Annotated in this window: 19 protein-coding genes; 18 read left to right on the top strand and 1 reads right to left on the bottom strand. The window is 37.3% G+C overall.

Annotated elements, in window-relative coordinates:
- The first annotated feature begins 6 nt into the window (after positions 1-6).
- The 13 genes from aroC (at position 7) to FN031_RS04480 (ending at position 15,705) form a co-directional block, all read left to right on the top strand.
- Positions 7-1,173, top strand: coding sequence for a chorismate synthase (gene aroC, locus FN031_RS04540; RefSeq protein ID WP_142557983.1), 1,167 nt, complete (start codon positions 7-9; stop codon positions 1,171-1,173).
- Positions 1,174-1,182: 9 nt separating this feature from the next.
- Positions 1,183-2,286 carry a prephenate dehydrogenase gene (locus FN031_RS04535; protein ID WP_142557981.1) on the top strand — a complete coding sequence of 368 codons (1,104 nt, stop codon included), beginning with the start codon at positions 1,183-1,185 and terminating at the stop codon, positions 2,284-2,286.
- 12 nt (positions 2,287-2,298) lie between these two features.
- The gene (locus FN031_RS04530) at positions 2,299-2,637 is read left to right on the top strand and encodes a YlbF/YmcA family competence regulator (RefSeq protein WP_142557979.1); all 339 of its coding nucleotides are present in this window, start codon (positions 2,299-2,301) and stop codon (positions 2,635-2,637) included.
- 253 nt (positions 2,638-2,890) lie between these two features.
- Entirely contained in the window at positions 2,891-4,051 is a 1,161-nt protein-coding gene (locus FN031_RS04525; protein ID WP_142557977.1) for a TPM domain-containing protein, read from the top strand.
- A 169-nt stretch (positions 4,052-4,220) separates the two neighbouring features.
- Complete coding sequence (gene aroA / locus FN031_RS04520) at positions 4,221-5,504, top strand: 3-phosphoshikimate 1-carboxyvinyltransferase (RefSeq protein ID WP_142557976.1); 1,284 nt, start codon at positions 4,221-4,223, stop codon at positions 5,502-5,504.
- Positions 5,497-5,973, top strand: a complete 477-nt coding sequence (locus tag FN031_RS04515; protein ID WP_142557974.1) for a shikimate kinase — start codon at positions 5,497-5,499, stop codon at positions 5,971-5,973. Before aroA ends, FN031_RS04515 begins: the two co-directional genes overlap by 8 nt.
- Positions 5,970-6,818: a prephenate dehydratase gene (pheA, locus tag FN031_RS04510; RefSeq protein ID WP_142557972.1), complete on the top strand. Its 849-nt coding sequence runs from the start codon at positions 5,970-5,972 to the stop codon at positions 6,816-6,818. The genes FN031_RS04515 and pheA overlap by 4 nt, the downstream gene beginning before the upstream one ends.
- Positions 6,815-8,134: an LCP family protein gene (locus tag FN031_RS04505; protein ID WP_142557970.1), complete on the top strand. Its 1,320-nt coding sequence runs from the start codon at positions 6,815-6,817 to the stop codon at positions 8,132-8,134. The genes pheA and FN031_RS04505 overlap by 4 nt, the downstream gene beginning before the upstream one ends.
- 140 nt (positions 8,135-8,274) lie before the next feature.
- Complete coding sequence (locus FN031_RS04500) at positions 8,275-9,120, top strand: LicD family protein (protein ID WP_142557968.1); 846 nt, start codon at positions 8,275-8,277, stop codon at positions 9,118-9,120.
- Entirely contained in the window at positions 9,104-10,072 is a 969-nt protein-coding gene (locus FN031_RS04495) for a glycosyltransferase family 2 protein (RefSeq protein ID WP_142557966.1), read from the top strand. The genes FN031_RS04500 and FN031_RS04495 overlap by 17 nt, the downstream gene beginning before the upstream one ends.
- A gap of 20 nt (positions 10,073-10,092) precedes the next feature.
- Positions 10,093-12,249: a LicD family protein gene (locus FN031_RS04490; RefSeq protein ID WP_142557964.1), complete on the top strand. Its 2,157-nt coding sequence runs from the start codon at positions 10,093-10,095 to the stop codon at positions 12,247-12,249.
- Between the two features lie 43 nt (positions 12,250-12,292).
- Entirely contained in the window at positions 12,293-13,108 is an 816-nt protein-coding gene (locus FN031_RS04485) for a LicD family protein (RefSeq protein ID WP_142557962.1), read from the top strand.
- A gap of 44 nt (positions 13,109-13,152) precedes the next feature.
- Entirely contained in the window at positions 13,153-15,705 is a 2,553-nt protein-coding gene (locus tag FN031_RS04480) for an MBL fold metallo-hydrolase (protein WP_142557960.1), read from the top strand.
- Between the two features lie 62 nt (positions 15,706-15,767).
- Here FN031_RS04480 and FN031_RS04475 read toward each other — a convergent pair whose 3' ends face one another.
- The gene (locus FN031_RS04475) at positions 15,768-17,246 is read right to left on the bottom strand and encodes an oligosaccharide flippase family protein (RefSeq protein WP_142557958.1); all 1,479 of its coding nucleotides are present in this window, start codon (positions 17,244-17,246) and stop codon (positions 15,768-15,770) included.
- Positions 17,247-17,370: 124 nt separating this feature from the next.
- Between FN031_RS04475 and mecA the strand changes: the two genes are divergently transcribed.
- The 5 genes from mecA (at position 17,371) to msrB (ending at position 26,489) form a co-directional block, all read left to right on the top strand.
- Positions 17,371-18,120, top strand: coding sequence for an adaptor protein MecA (gene mecA, locus FN031_RS04470; protein WP_142557956.1), 750 nt, complete (start codon positions 17,371-17,373; stop codon positions 18,118-18,120).
- Between the two features lie 227 nt (positions 18,121-18,347).
- A complete protein-coding gene (locus FN031_RS04465; protein ID WP_142557954.1) occupies positions 18,348-18,911 on the top strand; it encodes a TIGR01440 family protein in 564 nt (187 codons plus the stop codon).
- 1 nt (position 18,912) lies between these two features.
- Positions 18,913-24,645, top strand: coding sequence for a ZmpA/ZmpB/ZmpC family metallo-endopeptidase (locus FN031_RS04460; RefSeq protein WP_142557952.1), 5,733 nt, complete (start codon positions 18,913-18,915; stop codon positions 24,643-24,645).
- Between the two features lie 158 nt (positions 24,646-24,803).
- On the top strand, positions 24,804-25,364 hold the full coding sequence (locus tag FN031_RS04455) for a TlpA family protein disulfide reductase (protein ID WP_142557950.1): 561 nt from the start codon (positions 24,804-24,806) through the stop codon (positions 25,362-25,364).
- A gap of 9 nt (positions 25,365-25,373) precedes the next feature.
- A complete protein-coding gene (gene msrB, locus FN031_RS04450; protein WP_142557948.1) occupies positions 25,374-26,489 on the top strand; it encodes a peptide-methionine (R)-S-oxide reductase MsrB in 1,116 nt (371 codons plus the stop codon).
- Positions 26,490-26,497: the final 8 nt, after the last annotated feature.

Here is a 26,497-nt window from a genome sequence, read left to right as displayed (position 1 = left end):
GAAGGTATGCGATATTTAACTGCAGGAGAATCACACGGACCGCGTCTAACAGCTATTATAGAAGGAGTTCCCGCTGGTCTTCCTTTAACTACAGAGGACATCAATGAGGATCTTAAGCGACGTCAAGGTGGCTACGGTCGCGGTGGACGCATGAAAATCGAGAGCGATCAGGTTGTCTTTACTTCTGGAGTTCGCCATGGTAAGACGACAGGTGCTCCTATTACCATGGATGTCATTAATAAAGACCACCAAAAATGGCTGGATATCATGTCTGCTGAGGATATCGAAGACCGACTTAAAAGCAAACGAAAAATCACTCATCCTCGCCCAGGTCACGCAGATTTAGTTGGTGGGATCAAATACCGTTTTGATGACCTAAGGAATTCTTTGGAACGCTCATCTGCCCGTGAAACAACTATGCGGGTAGCAGTTGGAGCAGTAGCCAAGCGCCTCTTGGCTGAGCTTGATATCGACATTGCTAATCATGTTGTTGTCTTTGGTGGTAAGGAAATTGATGTTCCAGAAAACTTAACAGTCGCAGAGATTAAGAAACTAGCTGCCCAGTCAGAAGTTTCTATCGTTAATCAAGAACGTGAGCAAGAAATCAAGGATTATATTGACCAAATCAAAAGAGATGGTGATACCATTGGTGGAGTTGTAGAAACAGTTGTCGGTGGTGTTCCAGTTGGTCTTGGTTCCTATGTTCAATGGGATCGAAAGTTAGATGCTAGACTAGCTCAAGCAGTTGTTTCTATCAATGCCTTTAAAGGCGTTGAGTTCGGACTTGGTTTTAAAGCAGGTTCTCTCAAGGGTAGCCAAGTTATGGATGAAATTATCTGGTCTAAAGAAGATGGTTATACACGTCGGACCAATAATCTCGGAGGTTTTGAAGGTGGCATGACTAATGGACAGCCCATTGTTGTCCGTGGGGTTATGAAACCAATCCCTACTCTCTATAAGCCCTTGATGAGTGTCGATATTGAAACTCACGAGCCTTATAAAGCAACAGTAGAGAGAAGTGACCCTACTGCTCTTCCTGCAGCTGGGGTAGTTATGGAAGCAGTAGTTGCAACTGTCTTAGCCCAGGAAATTCTAGAAAAATTCTCATCTGATAATCTAGAAGAGTTAAAAGAGGCAGTGGTTAAACACCGTGAATACACGAAGAACTTTTAAGGAGTTCCTATGTCAAAAACCATCTATATTGTAGGTCTTGGCTTGATAGGGGCCTCAATGGCTTTGGGAATTAAACGAGATCATCCCGATTATGAAATTTTAGGATACAATCGAAGCAAGCCTTCAAGAGATATTGCATTGGAGCGAGGAATGATTGACCGTGCGACTGATGACTTTGCCAGTTTCGCTCCCTTAGCGGATATCATCATTCTGACATTACCTATCAAACAAACCATTGCTTTTATCCAGGAGTTGGCAAGTTTGGGCTTGAAAGAAGGTGTTCTTATCTCGGACGCAGGCTCGACCAAGTCAGCTATTGTGAACGCAGCGGAGGAGAATTTTGCAGGGAAGTCTGTTAGATTTATCGGTGGGCATCCCATGGCAGGGAGCCATAAGACAGGTGCTGCCTCAGCCGATGTTAATCTCTTTGAAAATGCCTACTATATCTTTACTCCATCTAGTCTGACAACTTCAGATACGGTCGAGGAAATGAAGAGTCTACTTTCAGGTCTACATGTTCGTTTTATCGAGATTGACGCTGAGGAGCATGACAAGGTAACCTCTCAAGTAAGCCATTTTCCTCACATATTGGCCTCTGGTTTAATGGAGCAGACGGCCCTTTATGCTCGAGAACATGAGCTGGCTGGACGTTTTGCTGCGGGTGGTTTTAGAGATATGACTCGAATTGCTGAGAGTGAACCAGGTATGTGGACCTCTATTCTTTTGTCCAATAGAGAGACAATAATAGAGCGGATAGAGGATTTTAAGGGACGTTTGGATGAGATAGGTCAGGCAATCAAGGATGAAGACGAGGGCCAGATTTGGGATTTTTTCAATCAAGCGCGTGAACAACGACAGGCTATGGAAATTCACAAACGTGGAGGAGTTGATAGTTCTTATGATCTTTTTGTAGATATTCCCGATGAGGAAGATGTGATTTTACGCATCTTAGAATTACTTAGAGGAACTTCTCTGGTTAATATTCACATCAATGAAGAAAATCGTGAAGATATTCATGGGATTCTGCAGATTTCATTTAAAAATGCTCAGGACTTGGAACGAGCTGAGCGCTTAATTACAGAAAATACGGACTACACAGTCGTTATTAAATAAAGGAGGACAATTATGTCAAACATTTATGATAGTGCCAATGCACTTAGTCGCGGGTTACGTGAGTTGCCTGAATACAAGGCCGTTAAGGAAGCTAGAGATGCCATCCAAGCGGATGCAGAAGCTAATAAAATTTTCGAGGATTATATTGCCTTCCAACAAGAAATTCAAATGATGGCTCAAACGGGACAAATGCCAGATGCGTCTTTCCAAGGGAAAATGGATTCTATTAGTAAGCAGATTGAAGGGAACGAACTAGTTTCAAGTTTCTTTAACAAACAACAACAACTATCTATTTATCTATCAGATATTGAACGAATTGTTTTTGAACCGATTTCAGAATTACTAAAATAAAAAACTTATTTTGTTTATGATTTATCGGTATTTTCTCAATCGTATTTTTATTATCGATAACTACTATATAAGCTAGAATTATTAGCCTGGTCTGTTTAATAATGACTGTGGGAATGATTGTCTTTACTAATAATCAAAATGCAAAACAAATTTGAAGGTTTCTAACTATAGAGCTGAGTTAATTGGAACAGAGAAAGATGCAAAGTTTGTCCCTGAAATCAATTTAACTGATTAGTCTTGTGGGGGATCTCCTATGAAAAAGTTAATTTTACTCTTAATTATCCCTTTATTCTTTTTTATGCCGCTAGTGGCGGCTAATATGGTTGTTCCCGATCGGCCTTTAAATGGTATATACGATCCTAATGGTTATTTAACCACTAGTGTTGCAGAAACGTTAGAGAGTATGAATGCTGGAAGTGAAACCCAAGTAGGTATTTACATTGTAGATACCCTGAACGGTTCCAGTATCGAAGAGGTAGCCAACGAGGTTGCACGCAAATGGAAAATTGGGAAACAAGATTCCAACAGTGGAATTTTAATCGCTATTGCTATAAAGGATAGGAAGTTTCGTATTGAAACATCCAACAAAGCAGCAATTTGGCTTACTGACTCGAAGGCCAGTTCTTTACTAAATGATTCGAAGCCTTACATGAAAGAAGGGAAATACACTGATGCTCTTAACAGAATTCTAGTAGGTATCTCTAAAGCCGAATCTGGAAAAGCTGAAATCATAAACAAGAAAGAGAATAAGAATAATTGGCTTCCAAAAATCGATGAAAAATTATTAAAAAATAATGAAGGGCTTAGTAAGTATTTCGATTACATTCCGTTTCCGATATTGTTCTATCTAATGTTCTTTTTTTTACTAAGTTTAGTAACGTGGTTCAGGTACTTAAAAAGATGTCGCTTTTCTAAGTATGAGTACGAGGGAAAGGGGAAGCTGTATCCAGATTTTCCTGACTTTGTACCTAACGATACGTGGACTGAAGAACGTAAATCTTACTATAAAAAAAATAAGCGTTTAATTAGGTCTCAATATAACTACGCAGGCTATAACAAACTCTATCCAGACTCAAAAGGTTTTCTGCCTAATGATACTTGGACTACATTACTGATAGAAGCATACTACGCAGAAGTTAAAAGAAAGCAACTAGATAGGCTGAACCGCTCTCAATACTCTTATAATGGGAAGGGAAAACTCTATCCAAACGATAAAGATTTTGTGAAGAATGCTTCTTGGACTTCCGAGCTCAAAAAAAGCTACTATGCTTCACAAAGAGTACAGTCAAGTTCTTATGGTAAATTAGATTCTTCTACATCTAGATATGATACTGGTAGTTCTAGTTCATCTTGGTCTTCTGATGATTGGGATGGCGGAGGATTTGATGGTGGTGGCTCTTCAGATAGCTGGTAAATTGAAAATGAAAAAAATTGATATTAAAGATCTTTAGGTTGAAATAAATCAAAAAGGAAAAAGTTTATTAAAAAGTATTTTTAACTATCATAAAGTCAGGAAATTTTAAGGTATCTCTGGTTTATTTATGATAAAATAAGAAAAAATTCTTGCAAGTATGAGGTCTAGGATGAAACTACAAACAAACATTAACCAATTAAAGGGTTCTATCCGTGTCCCAGGGGATAAATCTATTAGCCATCGTTCGATTATTTTTGGAAGTTTGGCTGAGGGTCAGACCAAGGTTTATGATATTTTGCGAGGAGAAGATGTCCTTTCGACCATTCAAGTTTTCCGTGACCTTGGTGTTGAGATTGAGGATAAAGATGGTGTCATTACCATTCAGGGTGTTGGAATGGAGGGATTAAAAGCTCCTAAAAATGCTTTAGATATGGGGAATTCTGGCACCTCTATTCGTCTGATTTCGGGTGTTCTTGCTGGTGCAGAGTTTGAAGTGGAGATGTTTGGTGATGATAGTCTTTCAAAACGCCCTATGGACCGAGTAACCCTACCGTTGAAGAGAATGGGAGTTAGTATCTCGGGCCAAACGGAGCGAGATTTACCGCCTATACACTTGAGAGGTACTAAACATTTAACTCCAATCCACTATGAATTACCGATCGCCTCTGCCCAGGTCAAGTCAGCCTTGATTTTTGCAGCTTTGCAGTCTCAAGGGCAATCAGTCATTGTTGAAAAAGAATGCACACGTAATCACACAGAAGATATGCTGCGTCAATTTGGTGGTGACTTGACTGTAGATGGCAAGGAAATAACAATTAATGGCCCACAAACATTAACAGGTCAAACTATAGTGGTGCCAGGAGATATTTCTAGTGCAGCTTTTTGGTTGGTAGCAGGTTTGATTGTACCAAATTCTCGAGTGGAACTTAAGAACGTTGGCATCAACGAAACACGCACAGGGATTCTTGATGTTATTGGAGCTATGGGTGGAGGATTGGAGATTACTGAAATAGACCCAATTGCTAAATCAGCAACCTTAACTGTTGAAACCTCAGACTTGAAAGGAATAGAAATTAGCGGTTCCTTGATTCCACGCCTGATAGATGAATTACCTATTATTTCCCTCCTTGCAACGCAAGCAGAGGGAGTGACGATTATAAAAGATGCTGAAGAACTTAAAGTCAAAGAGACAGACCGTATTCAGGTTGTTGCAGATGCCTTAAACAGCATGGGTGCTGACATCACTCCTACAGAGGATGGAATGATTATCAAGGGGCAGTCTACTCTTCACGGAGCTAGAGTCAATACCTTTGGTGACCATCGTATCGGGATGATGACGGCTATTGCAGCTCTTTTAGTCCCAGATGGAGAAGTAGAACTTGACCGAGCAGAAGCTATCAATACCAGCTACCCAGGCTTTTTCAATGATTTGGAGACTCTGATTCATGGCTAAAGTATTGCTAGGATTTATGGGAGCAGGAAAATCTACTGTTGCTAGAGGACTGGATCCTGATTTTGTGGATATGGATGTTGTGATTGAGCAAGATATTGGAATGCCCATAGCCGATTTTTTTAAAGTAAAAGGGGAAGCAGCCTTCCGTAAGGTGGAGTCAGAAATTTTAGATGATTTGCTAAAAACAGATTTAGTCATTTCAACTGGTGGAGGAGTGGTTGTTTCTTCGAGAAATCGAGAATTGCTGAAGAAAAATGCCGATAATATCTACCTAAAAGCTGATTTTGAAACTCTTTATCAACGGATCGAGAGTGATAAGGAAAATCAACGCCCACTATTTTTAAATAATAGCAAGGAGGCTTTGGCTGCGATTTTTAAAGAAAGACAAGCTTGGTATGAAGAAGTGGCTAGTCAGGTTGTAGATGTAGCAACATTAAGTCCAGAAGAAATTATAGAGGAACTGAGATGAAAATTGCCTATCTAGGTCCCAAGGGATCTTTTTCGCACCATGTTGTGCAAACGGCTTTTCCCCACGAGGAACTAGAGCCATTTTCAAATATCACAGATGTCATCAAGGCTTACGAACAGGGCTTGGTTGATTATTCTGTTGTCCCAGTTGAAAATTCCATTGAAGGAAGTGTCCATGAGACCTTAGACTATCTCTATCATCAAGCGAAAATTCAGGCTGTTGCAGAGATAGTACAACCGATTCAACAACAGTTAATGGCTGTTTCTGGGCATTCAACCTTCGAAAAAATATTTTCTCATCCGCAGGCACTTGCACAAGGAAAAAAATATATCGACCAGCATTTTCCAAATGCTGAATTAGAAGTAACAGCAAGTACAGCTTATGCAGCTAGATTTGTCGCAGAACATCCAGATCAACCTTTTGCAGCTATTGCCCCGAGAAATTCTGCTGATGAATATGGTTTAGAATTGATTGCTGAAGATATCCAAGAGATGGAAGCTAATTTCACTCGTTTTTGGGTCTTAGGTGCACAATTACCGGAGCTGGCTTTGCAGTTCTCAACCGAAAAAATGAGTCTGGCAGTTACCTTACCAGACAATTTACCTGGCGCTCTTTATAAGGCGCTCTCTACCTTCGCTTGGCGAGGAATAGACTTGACAAAGATTGAGAGTCGCCCCCTTAAAACTGCTCTTGGTGAATACTTCTTTATTATCGATGTTGATTATAGAGATAAAGATTTAGTCCATTTTGCAAGAGAAGAATTAGAAGCTATTGGAATCCAATATAAAATTTTGGGAACTTACCCTATTTATACTATACAGGATAAAGGAAAGGAGAATCTATGACTAGAGAAAATCCTTTGACACATCATGAAAAACTGAGATATGACTATCTTTTGAAAAACATTCATTATTTGAATGAGAAAGAAAAGAGAGAATTTGCCTTTTTACAAGCCAAGTTAGAAGGTCAAAAAGATTCAGCAGAAGTTTTCAATCCAGAAGCCAAAGAACAACTTCTTTCAGACTCTGGTATCGACCTGCCAACCTATGCTAATCGTAGTCGTTCTAGTCGCCGTAGTAGTGGAGATCAACTGGAAACGAAGATTCCAAAAGCTAAGAAGCAAAAGAAAAAAAGAGGTTTTCGTTTTAAACGCTTATTTGCTTGGTTAGGGATGATATTGCTTTGTGTAGCAGTAGGAATGATCGTCATGTTCTTAAAAGGCTACCAATCGGCGAACCCTAATAGTTCAAGTGGGCCCAAAGATGCCAAAGCTGCTCAGGTTGAAGTCTTCAATGGACAAGATACGCGTGATGGGGTTAATATTCTGATTTTGGGTACGGATGGCCGTATTGGACAGAATAGTGCAGAAACACGGACAGATTCCATTATGGTTTTGAATGTAAGTGGCAAAGATAAAAAATTGAAGCTCGTTAGCTTTATGCGTGATAATTTGGTCTATATTGATGGGTATAGCCAAGTCATCAATGGTCAAAAACAGACCGACCATAAATTAAACTTGGCCTATGAATTAGGGGAACAAGAAGGTAAACAAGGAGCTGAAATGGTCCGTAAGGTGCTCAAGGATAATTTTGATCTAGACATAAAATATTATGCCCTTGTCGATTTCCAAGCCTTTGCGACAGCAATTGATACGCTTTTTCCTGATGGTGTTACTATTGATGCTCAGTTTTCAACCCTAAACGGTGTTCCTGTGACAGAAGCGACTGTAGGCGATGACTTGCATGCAACAGAAACTGAGTCACCGACTCAAACCATTCGAGTTGGAAAACAACAGATGAATGGTTCGACTCTTCTGAACTACGCACGTTTCCGTGATGATGATGAAGGGGATTATGGCCGTACTCGTAGACAACAACAGGTTATGACAGCTGTCTTGCAGCAGATTAAGGATCCTACAAAACTTTTCACAGGCTCAGAAGCACTCGGGAAAGTTTTCGCCATGACCTCTACAAACCTTCCATATACCTTCTTATTGACCAACGGTTTATCAGTCCTTGAAGGGGCGCAGAATGGTATTGAAAGATTGACAGTCCCAGAACTTGGAGACTGGGTAGACGACTTTGACGTATACGGCGGTCAATCCCTTCGAGTGGACCAAAAAGCTTACCAAAATAAATTGGCCCAAATGGGATTGAGATAAAAAATATAGTAAAATCAAAGCTAATGCATCTATTATGATAGGTGATTGGGCTTTGATTTTTCTTATGAACGGATAAGATAATAGGCACTTTTTATGGTATAATAGAATGATAACATTCTACAGAAGAGGATATGAAATAGATGAGTGATTTAAAGGCAATTCAGGCTCGTAGTCTGGAAATGGCTGAATATTTTGTCGAATTTTGTAAAGAACATGATTTACTCTGCTATTTGTGTGGTGGAGGTGCTATCGGAGCCTTGCGCAATAAGGGGTTTATTCCTTGGGATGATGATTTAGATTTTTTTATGCCACGTGAGGATTATGAAAAGTTAGCAGAGTTGTGGCCTATTTATGCTGATCAGCGTTATTTCCTATCAAAGAGTAGTAAAGATTACGTTGACCGCAATCTTTTCATTACCATTAGAGATAAGGAAACGACTTGTATCAAACCATATCAGAAAGATTTGGATTTACCTCACGGCTTGGCCTTGGATGTTCTTCCCTTGGATTACTACCCTAAAAATCCAGCAGAGCGTAAGAAACAGGTTCGTTGGGCTTTGATTTATTCTCTATTTTGTGCACAAACCATTCCAGAAAAGCATGGAGCTCTCATGAAGTGGGGTAGTACCATTTTACTAGGGTTGACTCCTAAATCACTTCGCTATCGTATCTGGAAAAAGGCTGAGAAAGAAATGACCAAGTATGGACCAGCTGAAAGTGATGGCATTACAGAATTATGTTCAGGCCCTGGCTATATGAAAAATAAATATCCAATTCAGGCTTTTGAAGACAACATTTTCCTACCATTCGAAGGAACAGAAATGCCTATTCCGGTTGGTTATGATGCTTATCTTAGCATTGCCTTTGGTGATTATATGACACCACCTCCGGCTGAAAAGCAAGTCCCTCACCACGATGCTGTCATAGCAGATATGGATAAGAGTTATAGAGAATATATGGGAGAATACAATGCAAGAAAAAATTAGTATCATTGTTCCAGTCTATAATGTGGAAGCTTATTTGGAACGCTGTGTAGAGTCGATTTTAAAGCAGACTTATACCAATTTTGAATTGCTACTTATAAATGATGGTTCAACAGATACTAGTGGATACTTGTGTGATCAGCTTGCTTCTAAAAATGAGAATATTAGAGTATTCCATATTGAAAATAGGGGTGTTTCAAACGCTAGAAATTTAGGAATTGAACGCTCAAGAGGAGAATGGATAACTTTTATTGATAGCGATGATTTTATTACCAATGATTACTTGGAAACTTTAATAAGTGCAGTAAAATCAGATGCTTCTGTTGGTTTCTCAGTTGCTCGATTACATCATGTAAAAAATGGCCTGGTTACAGATTTGCCAGAGTTTTCAGGTCAAGAGTCAATTTGGTCTGCTGAGCAAACGATGAAAGAATTATTGATGACTACTCGAACTTCTTTTTTTCCTGTTGCAAAATTATTTAATAAGCAATTGATTGAAAAATTTAGATTTAGTACAGATTATCATTTAGCAGAAGATGCTTTGTTCTTAACAGAAGTTATACTTGAAACAAAATGTACTAGTGTTTTTATAGACAAACCAATATACTATTATGATCATAGAGAGGGAAGCGCAACTACATCTGTGAATAGTCATGTTTTTGATACTATAGAAGTATATAAAATCATTATTCCTAAAGTTTATCAATGTTTTCCTCAATTAAAACCAGAATTAGTAAATAGAGAATCTTGGTCTTATATTACAGTGTACGATAAAATAATCTTCACAGATTCGACAGAATATAAAAAAGAGAAAACTCAATTGAGAAAGTGGATACTTAGTCATATCTCGGAAATATTGAGAGATCCTTATTTTACTAGTTTTCGAAAAATAGCCATTTTGTCCCTGAGAATTTCTCCATGGATTTATAGACAAATTGTGGGCTTGAATAAATAATGTCATTAAAGGAGTTGAAGATGAATTTTTCAAAAATGAATGAATGCTTTGAAAAATCAAAACTGTGGATTTCATATCTTTTTGTTTTCATTTCGATTTTAAGTATGAGTTCGTTAATTTATAAAGTAACTAATCCTATCTATAAAGGACTTTCAGCTATTGTTGTTCTTTCTATTTGTTTAACTTTATTTTTAAATTGGAAACGAACGGAGATAGATAAGAAGTTTCTTACCCTATTTGGTCTTTTAGTAGGCAGTCACTTTTTATCGGCACTCATTAATCGTTCTGGACACCTGCTCGGAAATATGGTTGAAATCTTCTTTATGCTGACTTATGTTTTATTATTTACCATGGTAAAACCTGATCAGCTAAGGAAGTTATTAGGTATGATTGCAGGAACCATACAGATTGTCTCATTTGCTTCGGCTATATTTGCTTTTGCTTTATTACTTTCAAGAGTTTTAATTCTATTTCAGATTGGAGAGAACTCTTATTATTACGGAGTAATGAATGGCCGATTATGGGGACTTGTTAACCCTAACGCCAGTGCGATTTTCTCATACATTAGTATCGTTTTTGCTATGTATTTAATTCATAAGGGAAGCAAATACTCTGTTTATCTTAAAATTAATAATGTCATTCAGTTAGTTTATTTTGCAACTATGCAGAGTAGAGGAGCTTTCTTATCTGTTATACTAATGCTCGGTATGTATTGTCTTTTTGTGACCAGAGGTAATCTTGTTAAAAAGTGGGTCACTTTTCTAGTAGCGTCCTTACTATTCACAGGTGCAAACATCGGAATAAGCTATGTCACTTCTGTTTATATTTCGGCTGCAAAAGCAACCGTAATTGATTTGGATAAAGGTGAATCTTATTCTGAAACTGATTCGGATGTTGCTAAGAAAAATGGGGAACTTCACTTGATTGAAACAACTCCAAGTGGACGTACATATATTTGGAAAAATGCAATCAAAATGGGAAGTGCAAAACCTCTATTTGGTTATGGTGTTCGAAACGTATCAGATTATTACACAAAATATTTTAGTAAATTTGAAATTGAAAACTCACTTATTGGAGGTAATTTCCACAATATCTTTGTTACGATTTTTGTGAGTTCCGGATTCTTGGGTCTTATTTCTTTCATACTCATCATTGCTCATGTAGGTTTCCGCTTTGTTTCTTACTTAGTTAAATCAAAGAAAAATAGTGAAAAACTGATTATGATTCTATTCTTTGGAATTTTATTTGGTCAGTTGTTTGAGAGCCAAATTATGTATTCGACCAACTTCATCAACATCATTTTTTGGTTAGTTGTAGGATATGGTCTAATGATTTGTGAGAAAGAAAAAAATATTCGTTACAAAGAAGTAACTGATATTTCTGAAATTCAACAAATGGAGTTAGGAATCATGGAGTATATCCATGAAGTGTGTCATAAAATTGGTGTCAAATACTTCTTGTCCTATGGTAGTTTAATTGGGGCCGTTCGTCATAAAGGCTTTATTCCTTGGGACGATGACATGGATATTTGTATGCTTCGTGATGATTATGAAAAGCTTCAAGATTATATGATTGCACATCCAGACGAGAGATATGAATTAATGTCTTATAAAAATAATGTCAATTATGTCTATCCATTTATGAAAGTTCAAGATAATCATACCTACTTGGTAGAAGAAGATGTTCGAATTGATTCAGATATGGGGATTTATATCGATATTTTCCCTGTAGATGGGTATGAAGATGATCAGGCATTTAAAGATAAAATGACCAAGATTATTAAAAAACGTCAATTAAGTTGTTACACATTCAAAGGAATTACGAATACTAAAAGTGTAGTAAATTCAATTATCCGCTATATTTCTGTAATCATCTTTTATTTCACTAACACAAATAAGTATGTTTCTCAGATTGATGAATTAGCAAAATCTAGAAAAGTAGAAGATTATGAACTTGTAGACTATGTTATCTATAAAGATATGAATAAACCAGTTTGGAAACGTGAGTGGGTAGAACAAGTTGAAAATGGTAGCTTTGAAGGTAAGGAATTTATGATTCCAAAACATTATCATGAAATTCTAACTTCAGATTATGGAGATTACATGCTGTTACCACCAGTTGAGCAACAAGTTTCGCATCATGACTTCAAATTGTGGAAGATTACTGAAAACCAATAGATTATTATTTAAACAAAGAAGTAAAGATTAGGAGTGACAAATAATGTCAGAAAAAATCTTAAGCCTTGAAGAAATTAAGCAAATTGAGCTTGGAATTCTAGAATACTTACACCAAGTTTGTGAAAAACATGATATCAAATATTTTATCGATTTTGGCACTTTATTAGGTGCAGTTCGTCATAAAGGTTTTATCCCTTGGGATGATGATACAGACATTTCTTTAGCTAGAGATGAATTTGAAAAGTTATATGAAGTTCTGAAAAATGATAACCATCCATACTATAAGCTGATTTCTTTTAGAGAAACCAAGGGATATCCATATAGTTATATGCGTGTTTACGATATTCGAACACGGAGAGATTCGAACCTTTTAGATCCAAGTGTTGTGCTTGGAACTTGTGTAGATGTCTTCCCGTATGATGGTCTTGTTACAGATGAGCAAGATCGTAAGAAAATGAAACTCTATAAACAATTAATTCGTCTATCATCTTTAAACTTTAAGGGGATCAAATACGAAAACGGAGGGATTAAAAATCTTCCTCGTTATATTGCGTCAGCAATATTCAGATTTACTTCTCCTCAATCCTGGAATCAAAAGCTAGAACAACTTGCCTTAAAATACAGTGTTGAAAACTCTACTGACTTAGTTTGTTCAACGTATGACTCATACTATCCAGCTGGTATTAAAAAAGAATGGTTGTATGATACAATTGATATGGCATATGAAAATCTAATCCTAAAGGTACCAAGAAGATACCATGAAGTTCTTGTCTATGAATTTGGTGAAGATTATATGACTCCACCCCCTGTTGACCAACAGACACCAGGGAATGAAAAGAATTATTGGATTGATAACTAAAGCATTTTAATAATAGTAATATAATTAAGAAAGATGTGCTTATTATGAAAAAGATAAAAAAGTCACTTTTATGTAGTAGTCTACTGTTAACCCTATTAGCAAACCAGTCTATACTGGTTAAGGCAGATACTATTTCAACTGGATCAGGAGATCGAATTCACTTTATCAATACTAAAGCTAAGTCAGGAAGTGATGCTATATTATTAGAAAGTAATGGCCATTACGCTCTGATTGATATGGGAGAAGATTACGATTTTCCTGATGGAACTGATACACGATACCCAAATCGCTGGGGAATTTCCATGAGAAATTATCAAGTATTGGAAGATCGTTTAATTCGTCACTTGAACCAAGTTGGAGTTAAAAAATTAGATTTCATCCTAGGAACTCATGTCCATAGCGACCATATTGGAGCTGCTGATGAAGTTCTTAGTCGCTATCAGGTGGATAGATTCTATCTGAAAAAATATGCTGATGAACGAATCACAAGTAGTTGGGGATTGTGGGATAATTTATTTAATTACGATAATGCCCTCCGTGCAGCACAGAATAAAGGTGTAACTCTTATTCAAGATATTAAGGATGAGGATAGCCATTTCAAGTTAGGAAACATGGATATCCAACTCTATAATTATAAAAATGAATATGGACCAGATGGGAAACTTAAAAAAGTTCTTGATGATAACTCCAATTCAATCGTTGCAGTTGTCACAGTTGCAGGGAAGAAGATTTATCTAGGAGGAGACTTAGATAACGCTGAAGGGGCTGAGGATAAGTTAGGTCCAGTTATTGGAAAAGTGGACATGATGAAATGGAATCACCACTATGATGCGAAAATATCAAATACTAAAGCTTTTATCGACAATCTCTCTCCAAGCATGATTATCCAAACTACTGGAGGAGATATCAACCTTGCTTCGACAAAGGATTATCTTCAAGAGAAAAATATCCAGGTTATCCGGGCTTCCAGCAAAACACAAGATGCAACAGTATTTGATATTAGTAATCAAGGCTTCACTAATGTTTCAAATTCTTTCCCTGATATTCCTAAAGTTGATGCGAATTGGTATCAGGAAGGAGGATATTGGAAATATCGTCTTTCAGATGGACAAATGGCTATTGGTTGGCAAGAAATCGACGGAGCAACATACTTCTTTAACGGAAAAGGACAAAAACAAACTAGCCGTTGGTTGCATTTAAAAGATAGCAGTGTAAATCTCGAAGGAAATTGGTACTACCTTAACGATGATGGTAAAATGCAGACAGGTGGATGGTTCAAACATGATGATGCATGGTATTATATCCAATCAGATGGTGCAAGACGCTATGATCAGCTAGCTGAAATAGGAGGCAAAAAGTACCTATTTGATAAAGATGGTAAAATGCTTACTGGCTCACAAGTCGTTAATGGTAAGAAAATGTTCTTTGCAAGTAGTGGAGCTTTAGAGACAGATGAGACAGGCTCTGGTTGGAAAAAAATTGAATCAAACTGGTACTACTTTGATGAAGAAGGAAAACAAATAGTTGGTAAAAAAGAAATCAATGGAGTAACCTACTACTTTGATAATAAGGGGGTTATGCAAACAGGTTGGGCCTTGATTGAAGGACATTGGAACTATTTTGCAAGTTCCGGAGCGATGAAAACAGGCTGGATCAAGGATAAAGATACTTGGTATTATTTAGATAAAGAAGGTATCATGCAAACCGGTCTAAAAGAAATCGAAGGTACTCGCTATTATCTAAATGCAAGTGGAGCTATGCAAACAGGCTGGAAGTGGTTCGATAATCATTATAGCTACTTCACAAGCAGTGGAGCGATGAAGATAGGCTGGCTCAAAGATAATGGGCTTTGGTACTATCTAGATAAAGAAGGTATCATGCAAACTGGCCTCCAAGAGATTGAAGGTACTCGCTATTATCTAAATGCAAGTGGATCCATGCAAACAGGCTGGAAGTGGTTCGATAATCATTATAGCTACTTCACAAGCAGTGGAGCTATGAAGACAGGTTGGCTTAAAGATAATGGGCTTTGGTACTATCTAGATAAAGAAGGTATCATGCAAACTGGCCTCCAAGAGATTGAAGGTACTCGCTATTATCTAAATGCAAGTGGAGCTATGCAAACAGGCTGGAAGTGGTTTGATGACTCATACAGATACTTTACAAATAGTGGAGCGATGAAGACAGGTTGGCTCAAAGAAAATGGACTTTGGTACTACCTTGATACCGAAACTGGTCAGATGGCTACAGGAATCCATAAAGTAAATGATGAAACTTACTATTTTGATGCTAATGGGGCGATGCAGACTGGCTGGAAACAACTTGATGGTAAATGGTATTACTTCCAAGCAGATGGTTCACTTCTAAGAAATAGCACAACACCTGATGGCTACAAGGTTAATGCAGAAGGAGTTTGGACAACAAGTAAATCTGATGAAACGACTAAAGAGACGAAAGTTGAACACAAACGGGATAAAGTCACTGAAACAACTCAGGTTGATACAAATGAGACCAATACCGAGACAAACTCTTCTGTCGTAAATGAAAAAGATCAGGCTATAGAGCCATTATCAGAAACAACTGAAGAAAAAAATTAGTTGGTTCTTATATATTATCTGATATTTAAAATAAAGAAAAACACCATTAAAGGTGTTTTTCTTTATGCTCTTTTAAGTTTGGCACGCACTAAATCGAGTGCATAATGAAGTGTTTTGTCTTTTAAAACAAAGAGTGTGAACCCGTAATAAATGCCACATGTTATTACTGTGCATAAAACCATACTGAGCATATTCACATTGACTGTGTAACTATGAACTTGGAAGATGGTTTTAAAAATATAATAAATAGGGATAAAACCTAGTGATACGATTGTATATCGAGTCAGAGTTGTAAAAATTTCTTTTAATTCCAATAATTTGTGTTTCTGAATAAAATAAATTTCAAGCAACACTACAATTGCTTCAGCAATAATTGTTGTACCTATGTAGTATTCTGGAGTAAAAATATTATTGAAAAGGAGAAGCGAGTTAAGAATTACATTAGCTCCACCTCCAATAAAGTAAAAGGCTGTTAAACGATTTTCGTGATCATTGATAAAAATAATCTGTTTTCCAAGGATTAATTCAATAGCCCAGATGATTGTTCGAAAGGCAAAGACACTTGTTACGATACCAGCTTCAATATATTTTTCTGAAGAGTAGATTACTGCAGCATAAGTTCCTAGAATCATAATTCCAATACTGGTTGGTATCATGAGGAAGTAGAATAGAGAAGCTCCTTGGTTAACAAGATATTTATATGATTGATAATCTTTTTTTCCTAGATAATAACCAAGTCTAGGGATACTAACGTTAATAGCTCCGCTTAGGACGCTAGCAATTAGCATAACAATACTTGAAGCAATGGTGTAGTAAGAAATATAATTCTCATCAGGTCCTTTAGTGATGAACATACGATCTAGCAAAGTATAGAGCATATTAGCATTTGCTAGAAGAAGCATGGTCAAAAGTGGTTTTGATGATTTGAGCAGGTCTATGAACTCAATTTTCACAAAGGAAACTTCTCGCTTAATCCAGAGGAAACTGAGCAGGTAGTTGATAATGGTTGTTGCACTCATGATTATGGCATAAGGAATAATATCATCAGGTGACTTAACGAAGGCAAAGATTGCAACTAACATTCCTATACGAATAACCAGTGTTTTATAAAGGATAAAAGAATAATTCTCATAGGCTTCATTCATCCACTCAATATTCAGAAATTGGAAGAGGGCTTGGATTCCTAGAATATAGTATAGGATTTTTAGATTAACAATACTGGTGTCAAAATGAATAAAGAGGAAGTAAATTGCAGTTGTCAGAATAGAAGTAATCAGGGAAATATAGAATAACTTAGAAAAAACGTAGTTAATCCTGTCTTTGTCATCCTTTACTTTACTGATAGCTCGAATACCGTAATTGTAGATTCCAAATGCAGCCAGGGGAATGATAAAACTCGCCCAAGTATTGGCAGTGTTGAAATAACCGTAATTCGACTTACTAAGAATCCGCGTCAGATAAGGATTCGTAATTAAGGGAAAAACAATATTTAAAATATTGACCAGTAAGCTAGCCAAAGCATTAACTTTTATATTTTTCATGAAAATTTCTTTCTTAAATTCAAAAATTGATACTAGTATTATATCACATTCCAACGTCATTCTTTTGAAAAAATCTTTAAAATCTAGTATAATAGATAGAACTGAAAGTATGAGGTTACTAGATATGAAAATGAAACAAATCAGTGATACCACACTAAAAATCACCATGTCTTTAGAAGATTTGATGGATAGGGGAATGGAAATTGCGGATTTTCTTGTTCCACAAGAAAAAACGGAAGAATTCTTTTATGCTATCTTGGATGAGTTAGAGATGCCAGACAGTTTCTTGGATACAGGGATGCTCAGTTTTCGAGTGACTCCTAAACCTGACAAAGTCGATGTCTTTGTGACCAAGTCTAAGATTGACCAAAATTTGGATTTTGAGGATTTGGCAGATCTTCCGGATATGGAAGAATTATCAAAAATGTCTCCAGATGAGTTTTTGAAAACTTTAGAAAAAACTCTTGCAGAGAAAACAAAAGATGATATTGAAGCTATTCAGTCTTTGGAACAGGTTGAAAAAGAAGAGGAAGAAAACGAAGAAGATGTAGAGGAGGCTTCAGATATCCATGAAGAGTCTACTAAAGAACCTTACATCTACTATATCCTCCAATTTGACAATTTAACAAGCTTAGTCTCTTTCTCAAAGACAGTAAATTTTGAGATGGAAACATCGGAACTCTATAAGATGAATAATCAGTATTACTTAACAATCTTAGTAGATATTGAAAATCATCCTAAACCATACCCTGCCTGGCTATTAGCCCGAATGAGAGAGTATGCTGATGACAGTGATTTAAGTCGTTCAGTATTGCAGGAGTATGGCCAAGTCTTAATTAACCATGATGCCGTGCAAGGACTACAAAAAATATAATAAGAATAAAGAAGCAGAGAATGACTGATCTCTGCTTTTTAATTTTCTCATATATTTTAGATATAATTAGAGCTGAAAAGTCTTTAAGAATTAAGGTGAAATGAGATAAAAATTGTCGTCAAAATACGCATACATTATAGGCTTTAGAAAGTTATCTTATTTGCATCACATATCTTGCTATAATGCTGAAAAAACGGTATGATAGAATGATGTAAGTGAGGTGAACTATGGACCAAGTAAGGATACAAAGAGAGGTAGAGGAAATCCTTGAGGATGTACTAGCTAAAGCTTGTCTGCATGAAGGCTCTATCTTCGTTTTAGGGCTTTCTTCTAGTGAAGTGATAGGAGGACATATTGGAAAAGCCTCCAGTCAAGAAATTGGGGAACTAATTGTCGAAAAGATTTTAAACATCCTATCATCTAAAGGGATCCACCTAGCAGTTCAGGGATGTGAACATGTCAATCGAGCCTTGGTTGTGGAACGAGAGGTTGCTATCAAACACAATCTCGAAATTGTGAGTGTACTACCTACATTACATGCCGGAGGTTCTGGACAATTGGCGGCCTTTCGGTATATGAAAGATCCAGTTGAAGTCGAATTTATAAAAGCAGATGCGGGTCTAGATATTGGTGACACTTCTATAGGCATGCATGTCAAACATGTTCAGGTGCCTATTCGACCAATTTTGAAAGAGATTGGTCAAGCTCATGTAACTGCACTTGCTAGTCGTCCCAAGCTTATTGGAGGAGCGCGTGCTCAATACCCACAAGATTATATTAGGAAATTGTAAAATGGAAAAGAAACATATTGAAAAGGTTATAAAATATTCTATTAGAAAGTTCTCTGTTGGAGTCGGTTCTGCTGTCATCGGAGCCGTTCTTTTTGGTGCTAACAACCTCTTGCTTGATCAAGTAGCAGCTAATGAAGTTTGTGAGCCAAATCAGGTACACTATCGTTATTTAACAGAGCAAGAACTGACAGAAGCTGAAAAAGGCCTTATTCATAAGGAACTTCCTTCTGATTTAAAACAAGATGATGTTGTTTATCTTGTCTATAGAAAAAAAGAAGTTCATACACAACATTTACCAAATACTGGAAGTAAAGAGCTAGGTCTTGTTGGTCTTGGTTTTGCAACAGCTTCATTAGCTGTACTAGTGTTCTCTAAGAAGCGACCTAATAAGATAGCAGGTATTCTTTTTATTGGTGCACTTGGAGGTAGCTACTTCATTCCTCAGACTATTCAAGCTTTTGAAAATCAAATTCTTTTATCTTATAACCAAACAATCTCTGCTTGTAGTCAAGAAGATTTAGCCAACGGAGTTATTCAAATTGATGGATATGACTACATTGGTTACTTCAAAGAAGCTGATTTGAAGGTTTCAATGCCTGAAAATAATCAAGACAATAACTTGATTACAGATAAAGTGATACAAGAAGCTCGTGAAGGCGAATCACTTGTTCAACCAGAGCTTCCAACCTACAGAGAAGAGACTACAACTACAGCAACACAGGGAGAAACTCAAGGAAGCGAATCTCTCGTTCAACCAGAACCTCCTGTTCATACAAGTGAAGAAACAACAGAGAGAACCCAAGAAGAAGCTCCTATTGGTGAATCCCCAGTCCAACCTGAATTACCAGCCCAACCAGAGAATAGTACAGCCAAGGGCACTCAAGAAGAAGGTCATGTCGGAGAGTCTCCAATTCAACCGGAATTACCAGCCTATACAGGAGAAGTAACAGCTAAGGGTACTCAAGAAGAAGGTCATGTAGGAGAATCCCTAATCCAACCTGAACTCCCAGCCTATACAGATGAAGTAACAGCTAAGGGCACCCAAGAAGAAGGCCATGAAGGAGAGTCTCCAATCCAACCGGAACTTCCAGCCTATACAGGAGAAGTAACAGCCAAGGGCACTCAGGAAGAGGGACACGAAGGTGAACCTCTCATTCAACCGAGCTTGCCAGAATACAATGTGACTGAGTCAACTGTGACTGAAACAGAGTCTGTTACAATTCCATACTCTACAGAATACCTATCGGATTCTAATCGTTATACAGACGAAGAAAGTGTTGTTCAAAAGGGTGAAGCTGGTAGTCAACTCATACATCGTGTCTACAAAACTGTAGATGGGGAGAAAGTTGGCGAAGCTATCAGCACTAGTACGGAAGTTGTTAAAGCTCCTATAGCTGAAAAAATCAGTCGCGGAACCAAACCAATTGAAGGTCAAACCGAAGAAGTTTCTGTTGAAGAAGTTCCTTTTAAAACGATAATGGAACAAGATTCTAGTCTACTCAAGGGAACAGAAACTGTTGCTCAGGTAGGTAAGAATGGTAAGAAGAAAATTACCAAAGTATACAAGACTATCAAGGGTGTGAAAACAGCAGATGCCCCTACTGTTTCAGAAGAAGTTCTTGAACAGGTACAAGACCATATTATCAAAAAAGGTACTAAGGAATTAGAAAAACCTACTTTAACATTAACTAAAGTTGATACAGAAGAATTGAATCGAAGTGCAAAAGCAACTTATAGCCTTAAAAAACCAGATGGAGTGACTATCAAGTCTATTCAAGCAGTGTTGAAAAAAGGCGATCAAGTTATTAAGACATTTGCTATTTCAGAGTCTAATCTTGCAACAGCTTTAGCTGATCTAGATTATTACAAGGATTATAAACTTGCGACGACTATGGTGTATGATCGTGGTAATGGTGACGAGGAAGAGGTTCTTAAGGAAGAACCATTGAGAATCGACCTTAAAAAAGTTGAAGTCAAAAATATTAAGGAAACAAGCTTAATCAGTGTTGATGACCAAGGTAATGAGACCGATAGTAGTCTCTTGTCCGAGAAACCATCGAATGTTAAGCCTTACTACTTAAAAGTTACGACTTACGATAACAAGGTTACGAAACTAGCTGTTGATAAAATCGAAGAAGTTACTGTAGATGGAAATAAACTTTACAAAGTAACTGCTAAAGCACCTGATTTGATTCAACGTACTGCAGAAAATCGTTTCACTGAAGAGTATGTACACTATTTACCTAAGCCAAAAGCTCATGAAGGTGATGTCTACTACGACTTTAATGAACTTGTGAAAGCTATGCAAGCAAATCCTACTGGTACCTTTAAGCTTGGTAGTAATATGAATGCTAATAATGTACCACCGGCTGGCAAATCTTATGTAACCAATGCCTTTAAAGGTTCATTAGGAAGTACTGATGGTAATAAATTTGCTATTCATAATATCACTAGACCATTATTTGGAAACATTGAAGGTGGTTCTGTTAAGGATCTCTTACTGGAAAATGTCAATATTGATATGCCTGGAGTTGATCGAGTAGCTCCAATCGCAGGTGTTATCAAAAACAATGCAACTATTGAAAATGTCAAAGTAACAGGAAGTGTTGTAGGTAACAATGATGTAGCTGGTATTATCAATAAGATTGATGGTAGTGGAAAAGTAAGTAATGTCGCCTTTATCGGTAAACTTCACGCTGCTGGCAATAGAGGAGGCTATTTAGCTGGTATTCTTGGTGAAAACTGGAAGGGTGTTGTTGAGAAAGCATACGTTGATGCTGAAATTACAGGTAATAAAGCAAAAGCTGCTGGACTAGTCTATTCATCTCAAAATGGTGCTAATAACTACACGGTCGGTAAAGAAGGGGTCCTAAGAAATTCAGTTGCTAAAGGTTCTATCGAATTGAAAGAAGCTGTTCAGTCTGGTGGATTGCTGGGTACCAACTGGGCCTTAGGTGCTATTGAAGACAACATCACTATGATGAAAGTCAAAACGGGTGAGATGGTGTTTGGTCACTCAGATATTGATGCTGATGACTACTTCACATATTCAAGAACCAAACGTAATTATAGTGTTGATGACGTGAGTGAAGGCAAAAAATCCTTTAACAATTCACGTAAAATCCCAAGTATCTCTCTGGCAGAAGCCGAGAAGAAAATTGAAGCAATGGGAATCACTGCTGATAAATTTACCAGCAGCAAACCGATTGAAGACAAGCTCAATAATAGTCTAAACAAAGATGATCAGTACAAAGCAATTGATAGTTATGATGCGACTCGTGAGCTAGCTTACCGTAATATTGCAAAACTTCAACCTTTCTATAATAAAGAGTGGATTGTAGACCAAGGTAATAAATTAGCTGCAGGAAGTCCTCTCTTGACTAAAGAAGTATTGTCTGTAACTGCTATGAAAGGTAATATCTTTGTGACGGAATTAGCTGATGCTGATCATATTATGATCCACTATGCAGATAAGACAAAAGATATCTTTACCATCTCACCTAAAGATTCAAAAGTGAAACAAGTGAAAGAGTACGGTATTGCAGAACTTGGTGAAGTTGTTTATACTCCGAATATGGTTGACAAGGACCGTAGTGATCTCATCAATGCTATTGTTGAAAAATTGAGTCCTGTGGAATTACAATCTGACCCAATCTACACGCACCTTGGTAGAACTGGTCCAAACAAAGTTAATGCTATTAAGAACCTTTATCTTGAAGAAGCCTTCAAAGAAGTTAAGGATAATCTTACTAAATTTGTGAAACAGTTGGTTGAAAATGAGGATCATCAATTAAACACAGATGAAGCTGCTAAACGTGCTTTAATCAAGAAAATTGATGATAACAAGGCAGCGGTTCTTCTTGGTTTGTCTTACCTTAACCGTTATTACGGAGTGAAGTTTGATGATTTCAATATCAAGCAACTCATGTTGTTCAAGCCAGACTTCTATGGTAAGAATGTAAGTGTATTAGACCGTTTGATTGAAATTGGTTCAAAAGAAGATTATGTCAAAGGAACTCGTACACACGATGCTTTCCGTGAAGTAGTTGCTAAAAATACTCTTTCTGGTAACCTAAATGACTTCCTGAAATATAACATGGAACTCTTCACAAAAGATACAGACTTGAATGATTGGTTTATAAAAGCAACTAAAGATAATGTCTATATCGTGGAACCAAAAACAACAAATCCTGATTTTGCTGATAAGAAACATAGAGCTTACGAAGGCTTAAATAACGATATGCATGGCAAGATGATTTTACCACTCTTGAACTTAAAAGATGCCCATATGTTCTTGATTTCAACATATAATACTATGGCCTACAGTTCATTTGAAAAATATGGTAAGAATACTGAAGCAGAGCGTAATGCCTTCAAAGCTGAAATTGATAAGGTTGCTAAAGGACAACAGAATTACCTAGATTTCTGGTCACGTTTATCTCTAGATAAAGTACGTAATCAGCTCTTGAAGAGCAATAATATGGTTCCAACACCTGTACTGGACAACCAGAATTATAAAGGCATCAGTACTGACCGTTATGGCCATACAAATAGTGGTAAAGATGTGGCGCCTATCCGTGAATTGTATGGACCTACAGACCGTTACCATGCGACTGATTGGCGTATGGGAGCTGTGGCTCGCGTTTATGCGAATCCATATAAGGATGATTCTGTCTTCTTTATGGTGACGGACATGATTAGTGATTTTGGGGTATCTGCCTTTACCCATGAAACAACTCACGTAAATGATCGAATGGTTTATCTAGGTGGCTCAAGACACCGTGAAGGAACAGATCTTGAAGCATTTGCTCAAGGAATGTTACAAACTCCGTCAGTATCAAATCCAAATGGTGAGTACAAAGCCCTAGGCCTCAACATGGCTTATGAACGTCCAAATGATGGAAATCAATGGTATAACACTAATCCAAATAACCTTAAATCACGTGACGAAATTGATCGTTACATGAAGGGCTATAATGACACTCTCATGCTTCTAGATTATCTTGAAGGAGAAGCTGTCCTCAATAAAGCAAGCCAAGATTTAAACAACGCTTGGTTCAAGAAAGTAGACAAACAGTACCGAGGAAACAATACAAAGAATCAATTCGATAAGGTTCGACCTTTAAGTGATGATGAAAAGACTATTCCTTTGCATACAGTAAATGACCTCATTACCAACAACTTTATGACTAATCGTGGACCTGGAAATGGAGTCTATAATCCATCCGACTTTGGTTCAGCCTATGTTACTGTACCGATGATGACGGGTATCTATGGTGGAAATACCAGTGAAGGTGCTCCTGGAGCTATGTCATTCAAACATAATACTTTTAGAATCTGGGGTTACTATGGCTACGAAAAAGGTTTCCTAAACTATGCTTCTAACATGCTAAAAGCTGAATCTAAAAAAGCTGGTAAAGATACTCTAGGTGATGACTTCATCATTAACAAGATTTCTGAAGGAAAATTCAACAATCTCGAAGATTGGAAGAAAGCTTACTTCGAAGAAGTAGTGAATAACGCTAAAAAAGGGATTCAGTCTATTGAAATCGATGGTAAAACATACAATAGTTATGAAGACTTGAAACGAGCATTTGCTGAAGCAGTTGATAAAGATAAGACCACTCTAAGTAACGGATCTGTCAAATTTGATAACACCGTATCACTTAAAGAAAAACTCTTTAAGAAACTTCTTCAACAAACAGATAGCTTTAAAACTTCTATCTTTAAATAATCAATTGACTCTCACCTGCATAGCAGGTGGGAGTTTTTTGTGTCACAAAAAATGCCTTATTTTCCAAACAGATTTCAAGTATTTTTAGGGTGATAGGTATATAATAGAGCTATAATACAATATCTATATTCATATGGTGAGTGAGAAAGGTGATGAAAATGAAAAAATGGCAAGCAACTGTATTGGTCTGTGCTAGTCTGGTCTGTCTATCGGCTTGTAACAACCAGACGACGAGAGAGGCTGATAAACAAAATGGAGACAAAAATGCGCAAGTTAGTTCTCAGGTAGCAAAAAAAGGAGAAGAAGTTCCAGACTTTGAGCTTACGGGAGTTGATGGTAAAACGTATCGCCTATCAGATTATAAAGGCAAAAAGGTCTATCTCAAATTTTGGGCTTCATGGTGCTCTATTTGTCTAGCTAGTCTGCCTGATACAGATGAACTGGCAAAAGAAGCTGGCGATGACTTTGTCGTTTTGACAGTTGTTTCTCCGGGTCAAAAAGGGGAGCAGTCAGAAGAAGCCTTTAAAAAATGGTATCAGGGTTTGGACTATAAAGCTTTACCAGTATTGCTAGACCCTTCGGGACAACTTTTAGCGAGTTACGGAGTTCGTTCTTATCCGACTCAGGCATTTATTGATAAAGAAGGCAAATTGGTGAAGACTCAACCAGGCTTTATGGACAAGGAAACTATTTTAGAGAATTTAAAGACTATGAATTAGAGGCTTATTATGAATGATAAATTAAAAACAATACTCTTAATTGGAGTGTTCATTTGCATCATCATCGGAATTTTATTTCTTTTGGAAAAAAGAAGCGCTAGCTACTCCGATACCTCTCAAATTGAGAAAGCAGCTGTTAGCCAAGGTCAAGGTGCTAAGAAAAAAACAGAGCCAGATAAAGATGCTGACCTACATGAAATCTATCTAGCGGGAGGCTGTTTCTGGGGAGTTGAAGAATATTTTTCTCGAGTAGCGGGTGTGACAGATGCTGTTTCTGGTTATGCGAATGGTAGAGGAGAAACAACCCAGTATGAATTGATTGGCCAAACGGGGCATGCTGAAACTGTTCATGTGACTTATGATGCCAATCAAATTTCTTTAAAAGAAATCCTGCTCCATTATTTCCGCATTATCAATCCAACTAGTAAAAACAAGCAAGGTAATGACGTAGGAACCCAATATCGCACGGGAGTCTACTATACAGATGATAAAGACCTAGAAGTCATCAATCAAGTCTTTGATCAAGTTTCTAAGAAGTATGACCAGCCTCTAGCGGTTGAAAAGGAAGCCTTAAGAAATTTTATCGTGGCTGAGGACTATCACCAAGATTATCTCCAGAAAAATCCTAATGGATATTGCCATATCAATGTCAATCAAGCAGCCTATCCTGTTATTGATGCGAGTAAATATCCAAAACCGAGTGACGATGAATTGAAAAAACTCCTCTCTCCTGAGGAGTATGCAGTGACTCAAAACGGTCAAACAGAACGCGCCTTTTCAAATCGTTACTGGGATAAATTTGAATCAGGAATTTATGTAGATGTAGCAACTGGAGAACCTCTCTTTTCTTCGAAAGATAAATTTGAATCGGGTTGTGGTTGGCCAAGTTTTACCCAGCCTATCAGTCCAGATGTTGCGGCCTACAAGGAAGACAAGTCTTATAATATGGTCAGAACAGAAGTCAGAAGCCGAACTGGTGATTCCCACTTAGGACATGTCTTTACAGATGGACCTCAGGACAAGGGAGGGCTACGCTATTGTATTAACAGCCTGTCTATCCGTTTTATTCCTAAGGATCAAATGGAAGAAAAGGGTTATGGTTACTTGTTAGATTATGTTGAGTAAGTTTTCTC

It is taken from the genome of Streptococcus mitis (genome assembly GCF_902159415.1).
In the GTDB taxonomy this organism is placed as follows: domain Bacteria; phylum Bacillota; class Bacilli; order Lactobacillales; family Streptococcaceae; genus Streptococcus; species Streptococcus mitis_BG.
The sequence above is the reverse complement of the archived record's forward strand: the minus strand, read 5'-3'. Positions and strand labels throughout refer to the sequence as shown.

Coding starts and splice junctions, on each gene's coding strand:
- FN031_RS04455 (WP_142557950.1), top strand. CDS start 24,804: ATGAAAAAATGGCAAGCAACTGTATTGGTCTGTGCTAGTCTGGTCTGT.
- FN031_RS04535 (WP_142557981.1), top strand. CDS start 1,183: ATGTCAAAAACCATCTATATTGTAGGTCTTGGCTTGATAGGGGCCTCA.
- mecA (WP_142557956.1), top strand. CDS start 17,371: ATGAAAATGAAACAAATCAGTGATACCACACTAAAAATCACCATGTCT.
- aroC (WP_142557983.1), top strand. CDS start 7: ATGCGATATTTAACTGCAGGAGAATCACACGGACCGCGTCTAACAGCT.
- FN031_RS04495 (WP_142557966.1), top strand. CDS start 9,104: ATGCAAGAAAAAATTAGTATCATTGTTCCAGTCTATAATGTGGAAGCT.
- FN031_RS04500 (WP_142557968.1), top strand. CDS start 8,275: ATGAGTGATTTAAAGGCAATTCAGGCTCGTAGTCTGGAAATGGCTGAA.
- FN031_RS04530 (WP_142557979.1), top strand. CDS start 2,299: ATGTCAAACATTTATGATAGTGCCAATGCACTTAGTCGCGGGTTACGT.
- FN031_RS04525 (WP_142557977.1), top strand. CDS start 2,891: ATGAAAAAGTTAATTTTACTCTTAATTATCCCTTTATTCTTTTTTATG.
- pheA (WP_142557972.1), top strand. CDS start 5,970: ATGAAAATTGCCTATCTAGGTCCCAAGGGATCTTTTTCGCACCATGTT.
- FN031_RS04490 (WP_142557964.1), top strand. CDS start 10,093: ATGAATTTTTCAAAAATGAATGAATGCTTTGAAAAATCAAAACTGTGG.
- aroA (WP_142557976.1), top strand. CDS start 4,221: ATGAAACTACAAACAAACATTAACCAATTAAAGGGTTCTATCCGTGTC.
- FN031_RS04485 (WP_142557962.1), top strand. CDS start 12,293: ATGTCAGAAAAAATCTTAAGCCTTGAAGAAATTAAGCAAATTGAGCTT.
- msrB (WP_142557948.1), top strand. CDS start 25,374: ATGAATGATAAATTAAAAACAATACTCTTAATTGGAGTGTTCATTTGC.
- FN031_RS04460 (WP_142557952.1), top strand. CDS start 18,913: ATGGAAAAGAAACATATTGAAAAGGTTATAAAATATTCTATTAGAAAG.
- FN031_RS04505 (WP_142557970.1), top strand. CDS start 6,815: ATGACTAGAGAAAATCCTTTGACACATCATGAAAAACTGAGATATGAC.
- FN031_RS04515 (WP_142557974.1), top strand. CDS start 5,497: ATGGCTAAAGTATTGCTAGGATTTATGGGAGCAGGAAAATCTACTGTT.
- FN031_RS04480 (WP_142557960.1), top strand. CDS start 13,153: ATGAAAAAGATAAAAAAGTCACTTTTATGTAGTAGTCTACTGTTAACC.
- FN031_RS04465 (WP_142557954.1), top strand. CDS start 18,348: ATGGACCAAGTAAGGATACAAAGAGAGGTAGAGGAAATCCTTGAGGAT.
- FN031_RS04475 (WP_142557958.1), bottom strand. CDS start 17,246: ATGAAAAATATAAAAGTTAATGCTTTGGCTAGCTTACTGGTCAATATT.